This window comes from Streptomyces tendae, assembly GCF_008632955.1.
Taxonomy (GTDB): domain Bacteria; phylum Actinomycetota; class Actinomycetes; order Streptomycetales; family Streptomycetaceae; genus Streptomyces.
Genome location: NZ_CP043959.1, coordinates 4,905,399 through 4,918,322 on the forward strand (window position 1 = coordinate 4,905,399; position 12,924 = coordinate 4,918,322).

Annotated in this window: 12 protein-coding genes and 2 pseudogenes; 6 read left to right on the forward strand and 8 right to left on the reverse strand. The window is 73.6% G+C overall.

Translation table 11 applies throughout. The features are described 5' to 3' along the window. The first annotated feature begins 3 nt into the window (after positions 1-3). Positions 4-746 (forward strand): annotated as a pseudogene (locus tag F3L20_RS22580) (hypothetical protein). On the opposite strand, the gene F3L20_RS22585 reads toward F3L20_RS22580, so the two are convergent. From F3L20_RS22585 to F3L20_RS22605, 5 genes are all read right to left on the reverse strand, one after another. Then, complete coding sequence (locus tag F3L20_RS22585; protein ID WP_150155921.1) at positions 724-1,416, reverse strand: B3/B4 domain-containing protein; 693 nt, start codon at positions 1,414-1,416, stop codon at positions 724-726. The pseudogene F3L20_RS22580 and the gene F3L20_RS22585 overlap by 23 nt on opposite strands. 2 nt (positions 1,417-1,418) lie before the next feature. After that, the gene (locus F3L20_RS22590) at positions 1,419-2,003 is read right to left on the reverse strand and encodes a transglutaminase-like domain-containing protein (protein WP_150155922.1); all 585 of its coding nucleotides are present in this window, start codon (positions 2,001-2,003) and stop codon (positions 1,419-1,421) included. Positions 2,004-2,078: 75 nt separating this feature from the next. Beyond that, on the reverse strand, positions 2,079-3,149 hold the full coding sequence (locus F3L20_RS22595; RefSeq protein WP_150157466.1) for a threonine aldolase family protein: 1,071 nt from the start codon (positions 3,147-3,149) through the stop codon (positions 2,079-2,081). After that, the gene (locus tag F3L20_RS22600) at positions 3,146-3,892 is read right to left on the reverse strand and encodes an SDR family NAD(P)-dependent oxidoreductase (RefSeq protein ID WP_150155923.1); all 747 of its coding nucleotides are present in this window, start codon (positions 3,890-3,892) and stop codon (positions 3,146-3,148) included. Before F3L20_RS22600 ends, F3L20_RS22595 begins: the two co-directional genes overlap by 4 nt. Positions 3,893-3,930: 38 nt before the next feature. Continuing rightward, on the reverse strand, positions 3,931-5,328 hold the full coding sequence (locus tag F3L20_RS22605; protein WP_150155924.1) for a DUF6421 family protein: 1,398 nt from the start codon (positions 5,326-5,328) through the stop codon (positions 3,931-3,933). Positions 5,329-5,582: 254 nt separating this feature from the next. Between F3L20_RS22605 and F3L20_RS22610 the strand changes: the two genes are divergently transcribed. Beyond that, complete coding sequence (locus F3L20_RS22610; protein ID WP_150155925.1) at positions 5,583-6,302, forward strand: glycerophosphodiester phosphodiesterase; 720 nt, start codon at positions 5,583-5,585, stop codon at positions 6,300-6,302. Between the two features lie 22 nt (positions 6,303-6,324). Here F3L20_RS22610 and F3L20_RS22615 read toward each other — a convergent pair whose 3' ends face one another. Beyond that, positions 6,325-6,867 carry a GNAT family N-acetyltransferase gene (locus F3L20_RS22615; protein WP_150155926.1) on the reverse strand — a complete coding sequence of 181 codons (543 nt, stop codon included), beginning with the start codon at positions 6,865-6,867 and terminating at the stop codon, positions 6,325-6,327. A 153-nt stretch (positions 6,868-7,020) separates the two neighbouring features. On the opposite strand from F3L20_RS22615, the gene F3L20_RS22620 reads away from it, so the two are divergent. Next, complete coding sequence (locus F3L20_RS22620) at positions 7,021-7,419, forward strand: VOC family protein (protein WP_145825974.1); 399 nt, start codon at positions 7,021-7,023, stop codon at positions 7,417-7,419. 439 nt (positions 7,420-7,858) lie between these two features. Here the strand turns inward: F3L20_RS22620 and F3L20_RS22625 are convergent, their stop codons facing one another. Together F3L20_RS22625 and F3L20_RS22630 are read right to left on the reverse strand one after the other, a co-directional pair. Continuing rightward, entirely contained in the window at positions 7,859-8,470 is a 612-nt protein-coding gene (locus F3L20_RS22625) for a MarR family winged helix-turn-helix transcriptional regulator (protein ID WP_150155927.1), read from the reverse strand. Further along, positions 8,467-10,201, reverse strand: a pseudogene (locus F3L20_RS22630) (FUSC family protein). Before F3L20_RS22630 ends, F3L20_RS22625 begins: the two are co-directional and overlap by 4 nt. A gap of 218 nt (positions 10,202-10,419) precedes the next feature. Here F3L20_RS22630 and F3L20_RS22635 point away from each other — a divergent pair. The 3 genes from F3L20_RS22635 to F3L20_RS22645 all read left to right on the forward strand — a co-directional run bounded on the left by F3L20_RS22635 (position 10,420) and on the right by F3L20_RS22645 (position 12,915). Next, a complete protein-coding gene (locus tag F3L20_RS22635) occupies positions 10,420-10,962 on the forward strand; it encodes a DUF5134 domain-containing protein (RefSeq protein WP_150155928.1) in 543 nt (180 codons plus the stop codon). 103 nt (positions 10,963-11,065) lie between these two features. After that, the gene (locus tag F3L20_RS22640) at positions 11,066-12,001 is read left to right on the forward strand and encodes a M56 family metallopeptidase (protein ID WP_150155929.1); all 936 of its coding nucleotides are present in this window, start codon (positions 11,066-11,068) and stop codon (positions 11,999-12,001) included. A gap of 113 nt (positions 12,002-12,114) precedes the next feature. Next, positions 12,115-12,915: a phosphatase PAP2 family protein gene (locus F3L20_RS22645; RefSeq protein WP_150155930.1), complete on the forward strand. Its 801-nt coding sequence runs from the start codon at positions 12,115-12,117 to the stop codon at positions 12,913-12,915. Positions 12,916-12,924 lie beyond the last annotated feature (9 nt).

Consider the following 12,924-nt stretch of genomic DNA (forward strand, 5'->3'; position numbering starts at 1 on the left):
CTCATGACCGCGCATCCGCAGCTCTCCCACGGCGCGTTCGTCGCGCTCGCCACCGCCGATCCGGCCGTCGTCGGCCTGGTACTCAAGGGCTCCCGGGCCCGTGACGGCGTGACCACCCGCCACTCCGACCACGACCTGTACGTGGTCCTCGCCGACGACGCCGCCACCGCCCTCAGCCGCTTCTCGGGCCGTCGCGGCGCCGAGCTGGACCTGGTGGTCGTGTCGCTCACCGAGTTCCGCGCGGCGGGGGTGACCGGGTTCGAACGCTACGCCCTCGCCCGTGCCCGGGTCGTGCTCGACCGGCTCGACGGTGGCATCGCCCGCATCCTCGCCGACAAGGCCCTCCTGGACGCCGGCGAGGCGCTCCGGACGGCGGGCACGCTCCTGGACGCCTACGTCACTCCCTCTACCGCTGCGTCAAGAACCACCGGGACGGCCAGGCTCTCGCCGCCCGCCTGGACGCGGCCGACAGCCTCGGGTTCCTGCTCGAGCTGCTGTTCACGCTCAACCGGCGTCCCCGGCCGTACCACAAGTACCTGCGGTGGGAGCTCGACCGGTACCCGCTCCCCCGCTGGGACACCGGCGTTCTTCTGGACGCCGTGGACCGGATCTCGGCGACGGGCGACGTGGGGCTTCAGCGGCGGCTGTTCGCCCGGGTCGAGGGGGTGGCCGGGGAGGCCGGGCGCGGCTCCGTGCCGGACGCGTCGGGCGACGACCTCGCCCTCATCCGGCCGGATGGACCGTGATCCTCGCTCCCGGGCTGAACTTCTCCAGGAGGGCGGCGAGTTCGGCGGCCGCCTCCTCGATCTCGTCGGAGGTCGTCGGGGGCAGGCTCTCCAGGAGGAAGAGACCCGAGGTGGTCTCCTCGGTGAGCCGGGTGCGCGGGCCCTGGCGCCAGTTCCAGCGGCGGCAGGTGACGCCGAGGTCGTCGCACCACACGACCTCGCCGGGGTCGGGGTGCTCGACGGTCTCCTCTCCCCCGGCGACCGTCACGAAGTCCTCCTGGCCGGTGGCCCGGACGAGTCGCATCGTGCCCTGGACGCGGTCGGCGTCCTCACCTCCCACGGGGATCAGCCGGGCGACGCTGACGGCGTTGTAGACGTCGACGAGGAGGTTGATCCGGGGCAGGCCGGCGTCCGAGAGGGCGCGCTTGGCCAGGGCCTCGGCCGAGTTCCGGGTGCGGGAGGGCTTGGAGCCGAAGGCGGTGTAGGCCGTGCGCCAGGCCGTCATGTGCGGGTCCTCGTGCGGGGCGCGCCCGTCCAGCCGGGCGGCGAGCCGGCGTGCGGCCTCGTCGAGCAACGCGGAACTCTCCTCCGTGCTCGGCCCGTTGACCAGTCCGTGCGCCTCGACGGCGACGTGGGTGAAGCCGGGCACGAGGGTCCGTACCTCGTCGGACACGGTCGGGGCGAAGGTCATGGTCAGCCTTGTTCTCGGAGGGTGGTGGGGAGCGTCGCCCACAGGTGCGCCCGGCCGGAGGCGCTGCGGAGAGCGTGCAGCACGGCCGGGTGCGGTGCAGCATACAAGACCGGGTGGTCCATCTCGTTGGACGAAGGATCGGGCGTGAAGGCCAGCCGCTCGCCGTCGAGGGAGAACCGCGCGTCCACTCCTGGCTTGTTGCCGCGCGGGTCCTGCCGGTGCCAGGCGCCGTGGAACCGCACGGCGACCAGGCCGTGCACCACGCCGAGTTCCTGGTAGCAGAGCGCGGTCGGGATGTCCTCGGCGCGCAGCAGCGCGGCCAGCGCGTGGGCCTTGGCGTAGCAGACGCCGGTGCCCTGTTCCAGCACGTCGGAGGCGCGCCACGTCACGCGGGGATCCCCGGCGTCCTGCGAGTGCGTCACGCGGTCGCGTACGTACTCGAAGGCCGCCTGCGCATACTCATACGAATCGCGGACGTCGGCGGCCAGACGGGCGGACACCTCCCGGACCCGTGGATGGTGATGGTCGATCGCCTCGTCGGACGCCAAGTAGGCGGAGAGGTCCGGGTTCTCCTGAATCAGCCGCATGGCGTCGGAGCATAGGTACGCGACCGGCCGAGCGTCAATGCTTTTTCGGCCGGTCGCATACCTATGCATGCTCTGCTAGCGGGCCATCTCCTCCTTGAGGGCGGCCACGAAGCGGTCCACGTCGTCCTCGGTGGTGTCGTAGGCGCACATCCAGCGGACGTCGCCGGCCGCCTCGTCCCAGAAGTAGAAACGGAACCGCTTCTGCAGGCGCTCGCTCGCGTCGTGCGGCAGCCGCGCGAACACCGCGTTGGCCTGCACCGGGTGGAGGATCTCCACGCCGTGCACCGCGCGCACGCCCTCGGCGAGGCGCTGGGCCATCTCGTTGGCGTGCCGCGCGTTGCGCAGCCACAGATCCCGGGCCAGCAGTGCCTCCAACTGCACCGACACAAAGCGCATCTTGGAGGCGAGCTGCATGGACAGCTTGCGCAGGTGCTTCATGTGCTTGATGCCGTCCGGGTCCAGCACCACGACCGCCTCGCCGAACAGGGCGCCGTTCTTGGTGCCGCCCAGCGAGAGCAGGTCGACGCCCACCGCGTTGGTGAAGGTGCGCAGCGGCACGTCCAGCGTGGCGGCGGCGTTGGCCAGCCGGGAGCCGTCGACGTGCACCTTCATGCCGTGCGCGTGGGCGTGCTCGCAGATCGCGCGGATCTCGTCCGGGGTGTACACCGTGCCCAGCTCGGTGGCCTGGGCTATCGAGACGACCTGCGGCATCGCCCGGTGCTCGTCGTCCCAGCCGTACGCCTCCCGGTCGATGAGCTCCGGGGTGAGCTTGCCGTCCGGGGTCGGCACGGTGAGCAGCTTGATGCCGCCGACCCGCTCCGGCGCGCCGCCCTCGTCCACGTTGATGTGGGCGCTCTCCGCGCAGATCACCGCGCCCCAGCGGTCGGTGACCGCCTGGAGCGCCACGACGTTGGCCCCGGTGCCGTTGAAGACCGGGAAGGCCTCGGCGGTGGGCCCGAAGTGGCTGCGGATCACCCGCTGGAGGTTCTCGGTGTAGGCGTCCTCGCCGTACGCGACCTGGTGCCCGCCGTTGGCCAGGGCCAGGGCGGCGAGCACCTCCGGGTGGGCCCCGGCGTAGTTGTCGCTGGCGAAACCGCGGACGTCCGGGTCGTGATGACGACGCGCGTCGGTCCTCGGCGGGTTCACGGCTTCTCGGTCAGCCACAGACGGTTTCCGTTCACTTCCGCGGCGGGCTTGTCCCAGACCCCGACGATGGCCTCGGCCAGGTCCTTGACGTCCGTGAAGCCCGCGAACTTCGCGTTGGGGCGGTCGGCGCGCATCGCGTCGTGCACCAACGCCTTCACCACCAGGATCGCAGCAGCCGATGTCGGCCCCTGCTCGCCCCCGGCCTTGCGGAAGTAGTCGGCCATGGCGAGCGTCCAGGCCTCGGCGGCGGCCTTGCCGGCCGCGTACGCGGCGTTGCCCGCCGAGGGCTTGGTGGCGCCGGCGGCGCTGATCAGGACGTAGCGGCCGCGCTCACTGCGCTGGAGCGCCTCGTGGAAGGCGAGCGTGGTGTGCTGCACGGTGCGCACCAGCAGCAGCTCCAGGAAGTCCCAGTCGTCCAGGCTGGTCTTGGTGAACGTCTCGCTGCCGCGCCAGCCGCCGACGAGGTGGACCAGGCCGTCGACCCGGCCGAACTCCTTCTCGGTGCGGGCGGCCCAGTCCCGGGTGGACTCCAGGTCGAGCAGGTCGACCGTCTCCCCGGTGACGGTGGCGCCGCCGTGCGCGTAGCGCGCCGCGTCGACCGCTTCCGCCAGCCGTTCCGGGTCGTTGTCCGAACCGACGACGATGGCTCCCGCCTCGGCCAGCCTGAGCAGCGCCGCGCGTCCCGCGGGCCCGCCCGCGCCGGCCACCGCGATCACCGCACCCTCGAGCGCCCCGTTCCCCATGGTTCTCGCCTCCTGAGCAGTGTTGTGGACGAGATCGCTCACGCGGCGACCCGCTCGGCACCGTCCGCCGTGATGCCCCGGGTGGAGGCGATCACCTTCTTCAGCTTCTTGGACAGGGCCTCATAGAACATGCTCAGCGGAAACTCGTCCGGAAGCACGTCATCGACGAGTTTCCGCGGCGGCTGCGACAGGTCCATGGCCTCGGGGCCCTTGGCCCACGTGGAGCCGGGGTGCGGGGCGAGGTAGCGGGAGACCAGCTCGTAGCCGGCGAACCAGTGGACGAGCTTGGGGCGGTCGATGCCGTCGCGGTAGAGCGTCTCGATCTCCGCGCACAGCTCGTTGGTGACCTGCGGGGCGCGCTCCCAGTCGATGGAGAGCTTGTTGTCGGTCCAGCGGACGACGTCGTGCTTGTGCAGGTAGGCGAAGAGCAGCTGGCCGCCGAGGCCGTCGTAGTTGCGCACCCGCTCGCCGGTCACCGGGAAGCGGAACATGCGGTCGAAGAGGACCGCGACCTGCACGTCACGGGCCTGCGGGACGCCCTCGCCGGCGAGCTTCACGGCCTCCTTGAAGGCGGTGAGGTCGCAGCGCAGCTCCTCCAGGCCGTACATCCAGAACGGCTGGCGCTGCTTGATCATGAACGGGTCGAACGGCAGGTCGCCGTGGCTGTGCGTGCGGTCGTGGACCATGTCCCACAGCACGAAGGCCTCTTCGCAGCGCTTCTGGTCGTGGACCATGGCGGCGACGTCCTCCGGAAGCTTCAGGCCGAGGATGTCGACGGCGGCCTCGGTGACCCGGCGGAAGCGGGCGGCCTCGCGGTCGCAGAAGATGGCGCCCCAGGTGAAGCGCTCGGGGGCCTCGCGCACGGCGATGGTCTCCGGGAAGAGCACCGCGGAGTTGGTGTCGTAGCCCGCGGTGAAGCCCTCGAAGGTGATGCCGCAGAACAGCGGGTTGTCGTAGCGGGTGCGCTCCAGCTCGGCCAGCCAGTCCGGCCAGACCATGCGGAACACGACCGCCTCGAGGTTGCGGTCCGGGTTGCCGTTCTGCGTGTACATCGGGAAGACGACCAGGTGCTGCAGGCCGTCCTCGCGCCGCGCGGCCGGCTGGAAGGCCAGCAGCGAGTCGAGGAAGTCCGGCACCTCGAAGCCGCCCTCGGCCCAGCGGGCCAGGTCCTTGCCCAGGGCCTCGTGGTACGCACGGTCGTGCGGGAGCAGCGGCGACAGCTCGTCGACCGCGCCGATCACGGTGCGTACGGCGTGCTCCGCGTCGCTGCGGGAAGGGGCGCCCTCGGCCTCGAAGTCGATCGAGCCGTCCTTGGACTGCCAGGGCCGGATCCGCTCCACGGCATCCTTGAGCACGGGCCAGGCCGGGTGCTCCACCACCCTGGTCGTCGAAGGAACCTGCTCCCCCGAACCCTGCTGCACAAGAATTTCCGTCATGTCCCATCCTCCACAGGAGAACCTTGCGTACGCCTGACCGTATACACAGGGCGTTTCTCCCAGCAAGGGGTACCTCAGGAAATTATCCTGCCCCACCCGGGGCGCCACCGCATTTTTTCCTGCCGCCTACCCCGTCCGGCGGCGCTCCATGCGTTCCGGGTTCAGCCTCTGGACGACACGGGCAGAGGCGATACGGTCCCAGAGGGCCGCAGGGACGCGGCCCCCCGCCGCCGTCGACGGAAGCGAGTCGCGTCTTGAACTTCCTCACCATCGGTCACCGCGGAGTCATGGGTGTCGAGCCCGAGAACACCCTGAGGTCCTTCGTCGCGGCCCAGGAGGCGGGCCTCGACGTCATCGAACTGGATCTGCACCTGAGCAAGGACGGCGCGCTCGTGGTCATGCACGACGCGCGCGTGGACCGCACCACGGACGGCACGGGCGCCATCGCCGACAAGACCCTCGACGAACTGCGCGCCCTGGACGCCGGGCGCGGCGAGCGCGTTCCCCTGTTCACGGAGGTGCTGGACGCGGTCCGGACGCCGCTGCAGGCGGAGATCAAGGACGTCCGGGCGGCCCGGGCGCTGGCCGAGGTGATGAACGACCGGGGGCTGGCCGACCGCGTGGAGGTCGCGTCCTTCCACGACGAGGCGATCGCCGAGATCGCCCGGCTGGTGCCCGGGGTGCGCACGGCGCTCGTGTCCGGCCTCCCCCACTCCCGGACGACCCCGAGCGGGGGGACCCCCACCGGCACCGATGTCGTGGACCGGGCGGTGGCCGTCGGCGCCTCGCGGCTGTGCCTGAACATCCGCCGGATCACCCTGGAGATCGTGGAGCACGCCCGCAAGGCGGACCTGTCGGTGTTCGGCTGGGTGGTCAACACGCAGGACCACCTGCGGCTGGTACGGGCCCTGGGGCTGGACGGCGCGACCACCGACTACCCGGAGATCAAACGCACCGGCCGCTTCACCGCGTGAGCGGCCGGCCGCCGTACGAGGCTCAGGCCAGCTTCTTGACCAGCAGCTCGAACTCCAGGTCGTCGCGCTGCGGGATGCCGAAGCGCTCGTCGCCGTACGGGAACGGGGTCGTCCTTCCCGTACGGCGGTAGCCGCGCCGCTCGTACCAGGCGATCAACTCCTCGCGCACGGAGATCACCGTCATGTGCATCTCGGTCACGCCCCAGCCCTCACGGGCCTGGCGCTCCGCCTCCGCGATCACGGTCCGGCCGAGGCCACTGCCCTGCTGGGCGGGGTCGACGGCGAACATCCCGAAGTAGGCGTGCTCGCCGCGGTGTTCGAGCTGGCAGCAGGCGACGATCCGGCCCTCGCGCTCCACGGTGAGCAGCCGGCTGTCCGGTGCCTTGATGACGTCGAGAACGCCCTCGGGGTCGGTCCGCTGCCCGTGCAGGATGTCCGCCTCGGTGGTCCACCCGGTCCGGCTCGAATCCCCCCGGTAGGCCGACTCGACCAGTCCGACGAGGGCGTCCACGTCGGCGTCGGTGGCGTCGCGGAAGGTCAGTCCGGTGTCGGCGGCGGTTCCCATGGCGCGGTTCCCCTGATTCGTGTGCGGCTCTTTCGACCTGGCTGGGACGGGCAGAGACTAACCCGGCGTTCCGGACCGCCGAAGGGCCGGTCCACCCTCCGGACGGGCCTCGGGCGGGCGGGCACGGCGGGCCCAGGGCCTAGGCTCGGCGGCATGGTGCATGTACTCAGCAGCCGTGTCCTGCTCCGCCCGTCCGACCCCGAGCGCTCCCGCGACTTCTACGGACGGCGGCTGGGGCTCGCCGTCCACCGCGAGTTCGGCACCGGCCCGGAGCGCGGCACCGTGTACTTCCTGGGCGGCGGGTTCCTGGAGCTCTCGGGCCGCTCGGACGCCGCCCCGGCGGGCTCCCCCGATGTCCGGCTCTGGCTCCAGGTGGAGGACGCCGAGGCGGCACGGGAGGAACTGGCGGCCCGGGGCGTGGAGATCGTCCGCCCTCCGGTGAAGGAGCCGTGGGGGCTGATCGAGATGTGGATCGAGGACCCGGACGGCACGCCGATCGTCCTGGTCGAGATTCCGGCCGAGCACCCACTGCGATACCGGCCGGGCATCTGAGACCAGCCCGTCCGGCGACCGAGGACGAGGCCCGCCACGGCAGAGGGGGCGAAGAGGGGCCGGAGCCGAAGGAGGGCCGCGGCCGAAGAGGCGCCGGGGCCGAAAGGGCGCCGGGGGCGAAAGGGCGCCGGGGGCGAAGAGGGGCCAGGGCCGACAGGGCGCCGGGCCCAAAGAGGCGCCAGGGCCGAAGAGGCGCCGGGGGCGAAGAGGCGCCAGGGTCGAAGAGGCGCCGGGAAGGGGCGAAGAGGCGCCAGGGCCGAGAGGCGCCAGGGTCGAAGGGCGCGGGGGCGAAGAGGCGCCAGGGCGAAGGGGCGCCGGGGCGAAGAGGCCAGGGCCGAAGAGGCGCGGGGGCGAAGAGGCGCCAGGGTCGAAGGGGCGCGGGGGCGGAGAGGCGCCAGGGTCGAGGGGGCCAGGGGCGCAGCCCCGGGAACGGCCGCCCTTACGCGCGCAACGCGCCGAGGCGTCCCTCCAGCTGGGACAGCAGTCCACCCAGCAGGGAGGCCAGATCACCCAGCTCCGCGTGGTCGAGCCCCGACAGCACCGCGGTCTCGTAGGAGAGCTGGGCCGGGAGAATCCCGTCCACCAGCTCACGGCCCGCGTCGGTGAGCCGGACGTGGGCGACCCTGCGGTCCCGCGTGTCACCGCGGCGTTCGACCAGCCCCCGCTCGGTGAGCTGCTTCAGCCGCTTGGTGACGGCGGCCCCCGAGGAGAACGTCTCCCGCGCCAGCTCGCTCGGCGTCAGCTCGTGGCCGGTGCGGCGCAGCGCGCCGAGCAGGTCGAACTCGGGGCGGGTCAGTCCGGCCCGGCGCAGCGGGGCGTCCTCGGCCTGCTGGAAGAGGGCCGAGCAGCGGTTGATGCGGCCGATGACCTCCATGGGGCCGGTGTCGAGGCCCGGGTGGACGGCCCGCCACTGCCGGACCACCTCGGCGACGGTGTCGCGGCCGGCCGCCGACGTGTCCGTGGCGCCGGTGGTGGCCGGGGGGTCCGTACGACGGTCGCTGCCGGTCGCGGGTGCTGCGTCGCCGGCCGATGGCCCGTGGGTCGCCGTCATGGCGATGCGTCCTCCGTGTGCGTGCTGGTGCCGGGGTCGGGGAGCAGACCCTGGCGTCGTACCGTGGCCGCGAGCGTACGGTGTGCCGCCTGCTCGGCGAGCACCACCCGCTCCTGCGGCAGGGCGCGCTGCCACCATTCTCCGGCAGCGGCGTCGGCGGTCGCCCGCAGGTCGACCACGGCGCCGGCGAGTGCGCGCCGGGCGGTCTCCAGGTCCGTGACCGTCGTGCCGGGGGCGGCCACCAGGCGGGCCGCGTGCTCACGGGCCCGGTCGACGGCGGCGAGCGACCGCTCGACGCGCCGGCCCGCCCGGCGGTTGGTGACGGCCACAGCGGCGGCGAAGCCGACCAGGGCGCCGACCAGGGTGTCCACCACGCGGCCGGTGACCAGCTCGCCGGTCGGCTGGTGACCGGGCAGCTCGGTGACCAGCAGGGCCAGCGGGGTCACGCAGACGCTGCCGAGCCAGTAGTTGCGGCCGATGAGTGCCTCGGCGCCGAAGTTGCAGGCCAGGATGCACAGGAGGAGCGCGAGCGGGCCGAGCTGGGCGACCGGGGCGATCGCCGCGAAGAGCAGCACGCCGGCCAGGTTGCCGACGACGCGCTGCACGCCCCGGCTCCAGGTGAGCGTGATGTTGGCCTGGTAGAGGGAGGCCGCGGTGACGAGGGCCCAGTAGGGGCGGTCGGCGCCGAGGGCGAGGGAGGCGTAGCCGGCGAGGGCGCAGCCGAGGGCGGTACGGACGGCGATGGGGGCCAGGGGGCCGAGCCTGCTCCACAGCGGGCGGGGCGCGGTGGCGCGCTCGGCGGCCACCCCCAGAAGCTCGTCGCGCTCCCCGCGCGGGGCGTCGGTGCGCGGGTCGTCGTCAGGCAGAGGCGCGGTGCGCGGGTCGTCGCCGCGCGGGTCTCCGGTGCGCGGGATCCGGCCCGTGCCCCGTACGCGCGGCCCAGGCGCGCAGGCGCGCGGGGTCGGCGTCGGCCGGTGCGGCGAGCGCGACCTCGGCGCGGACGACGAGCCGCTCCAGGGCGCGGCGCGTGGCCGAAGGGCGGTTGCCGACCGCGAGCAGGGTCTGCCAGGCGGCGTGGACGGCCGCGTAGGCGGCGGAACGGGCGCCGGAGGCCCCGTCGCCGGTCCGCGCGGCCTCGGCGTACGCGGCGGTGGCGTTCAGCGCCTGCGCGGTGGCCCGCCGCTCCGGACCGTGCGGGCGGAAGGGCGCCGGGGCCATGCCCACCAGCCAGGCCCACACACCGGCCGCGGCGGACAGCGCGAGGTGGCCGGGGACCTGGCCGAGGGTCTGCGGGACGAACAGCGAGGCCGAGCTGACGAACGTGAGGATCACATGGGCGGGCGGCCCGACCCGGGCCACGTCGCACACCACCTTCTGCAGGGCGGCCAGCAGGGCGCCGACGGTCACCAGGATCACGGCGTTGCGGGTGAGGGAGGCGGAGACCAGGGCCACGGCGAGGCCGCCGAGCATGCCGAGGACGACTCCCGCCAGCACCTTGGCCCGGGCGGCGTAGGGGCGGTTGTGGGCGTAGAGGGCGCACAGGGAGCCGGCCATGGTGTACACCGCGAGGTCGAGCCGGCCGAGCGTCAGCAGGAGCAGGCTGGGCGGTGCGACGGCGGCGATCACGCTGAACGCCGGTTTGAACCAGACGTCGGAGGGCCGCCCGAGGCGCAGCGCGCCGACGACCGGGAGGCGCCGGACACGCGTGGGGGTGGGGGTCGCACTGCTCATGAGAAGCAATGTTAACAGGTGTTTTACCGGTAAATCATTGGCGCCCGACCCCGAGAGTCGTTCACCCGACCCCGCGAGTCGTTCAAGGGGGGTCCTGTCCACACCGCGGTCCGCCGCGCTCCCCCGGGAGCCCCCCTCGTACCCCTTCGCGCTCGCGTACACGCCGTCCGGCGAGGGCATCCCCTGACCGTCCGGTGGAGCGGCATGAGGGGGCTCGCGTGCACGGACCTGGATCGTCCGGCTGGCTGCTGGTGGCGCTCTGCGCGGCGACCGGCATGTACTGCCTGCTGCGGATGCGCAGCGGCGTGGAGGAACAGCGCCGGGCCGCCGGCGGCGAGGCGCTGATGGGGTTCGGGATGGCGGCGATGGCGGTGCCTGCGGCGGCGTTCACCCCGCCGGCCTGGACCTGGCCGCTCTGGGCGGCGGTGTTCGGGGCGGCCGGTCTGCACGCGCTGTGGTCGGCCCGCGCCTCCGCGCGCCATCTGCACCACGCGGTGGGGGCGGGCGCGATGGTCTACATGGCCGTGACGATGGCGGCCACCCCGGGCGGGGCGCACCACGGCGGTGCGGGCACCCCCCTGCTCACCGGGGTCCTGCTGCTGTACTTCGCCGCGTACGTGCTGGTGACGGGCGCGCGGCTGGTGCCCGTGGCCGCCGTGGCGGGAGGCCCGGCGACCGACTGGGGCGACCGGCCGGAAGTGGCGCGGGCCTGCCGGCTGTCGATGGGGATCGCGATGGTGGCGATGCTGCTGACGATGTGAGGGCGCGCAGGAGGCCGTCCGGGCACCGCGCGTGACCGTTGTCTGCGTCACTTCCTGCCGCGGGTCCGTATCCACGGGCGGTCCGCGCTTCTAGGCTGCTGCCATGATCCTCCCCGCGGTCCTGCTGATGCTCGGCGTCCTGACCGCTGCCGTGGGTCCCCGGCTGCTCGCGCGGGCCGACTGGCCGGACCGTGAGCCGATCGTCGCCCTGTGGGCCTGGCAGTGCGTGATCGCGGCGGTGCTGCTGTGCTGCGCCCTGTCGATGACGTTCAGCGCGGCGGCCGCCTGGCGGGCGGTGGGCGGCCACGTGTTCACCGGGGCGCCCGGCGCGGTGGTGGAGGCGTACACACTCGGGACGGCGGGGCTCTGGGCGCATGTCACGGCGGTGGCGCTGGCGTGCGGCGGGCTGTGGAGCGCGGCGATGCTGGTGCGGGAGATCGCGCGGGCCCGGACCCGGCGCCGGACGCGCCGTGCCGAGCTGCTGCGGCGGGCTCCGCTGCTGCCCGGCGAGGAGACGACGTCCGACCGGCTGGTGGTGCTGGAGGGTGACCGGCCCGACGCCTGGTGCCTGCCCGGCATCCCGCCCCAACTGGTCGTCACCACCGCCGCGTTGCGGCGGCTGAAGGGCCGCCAGCTGGACGCCGTGCTGGCGCACGAGCGCGGTCACGCGCAGGCCCGGCACGACTGGCTGCTGCACTGCTCGTCGGCGCTGGCGGAGGGCTTCCCGCAGGTGCCGGTGTTCTCCGCGTTCCGCGACGAGATGCACCGGCTGGTCGAACTCGCCGCCGACGACACGGCGTCCCGCCGCTTCGGCCGGCTGACCACCGCCCTCGCCCTGGTCGAACTCAACGAGGACCGCGGTGTGTTCGGCCCCGGACCGGCGTCCCGCGCGGATGTCCCGGCGCGGGTGCACCGGCTGCTCGCACCGCGGGACCGGCTCACTCCGGGACGGCGGCTGCGGCTGACGGCGGTCGCGTCGCTGGTGCCGGTGGTTCCCCTCCTCGTGGCGTTCCTGCCGGGATTGCGGGCACTGGGGTAGACGACGGCCCCGACGCGGCCGGACCGTCCCGGGACCGGGCCGGTCCGCGCCCCCAGTGGACCGGGCGTGCCGGGTTGCTGGCCCGGGCGCCTACGGTCGGCGAGGATCACCCCATGCGCACCCCCCACGCCCCCGCACCGCCCCGGCCCGCCCGGCGCCGAACGCCGGCCCGCTCCGCGGCCGCTCCCGCAGCGGTTCTGGCCGTCGCCTCGGCCCTGCTGCTGGCGCTGGTCGCCGCCGAGTGGCGCCCCCTGCTGGACCTGGACGGCGACATCTCCCGGACCACCCACCGCTGGGCGGTCACGGAAGGGGGCCTGACCCGGGCGGCGCGGGTGCTGACGGACTGGGTGTGGGACCCCTGGACGATGCGTCTGCTGTGCGGGGTGGCCGCGATCTGGCTGGTCACGCGCCACGCGGCCCGGTGGACGGCGTTGTGGCTGGTCCTGGTGGTGGCCGTCGGAACGGCGCTGCAACAGGGACTCAAGGCCGTGGTGGACCGGGAGCGCCCGGTCTGGTCCGATCCGGTCGACACGGCGCACTACGCCGCCTTCCCGTCGGGTCACGCGATGACCGCGACGGTGGTGCTGGGTCTGCTGCTGTGGGTGCTGCGCCGTCGGGGGGCGGGTCCCGCGCTGTGGCGGACGGCGCTGGCCGTGGCGGTCGTCTCGGTGACCGGGGTCGGTCTCACCCGCGTCTGGCTCGGCGTGCACTGGCCGTCGGACGTGCTGGGCGGCTGGCTGCTCGGCGCCCTGGTGGTGGTCGCGGCGGTCGCGGTGCACCGGCGGCTGCGGCCCGTGACCGGCGAGGACTCGCGAGGGCGGACCGGCGGCCCGGGCTCGCCGTCGGTCACACGGAACCGTCCGCCTCGCCCCGAACCGTTCACCTCGGACGATCCCCCGCGTCGCCCGAGGTGAACGGCAGCC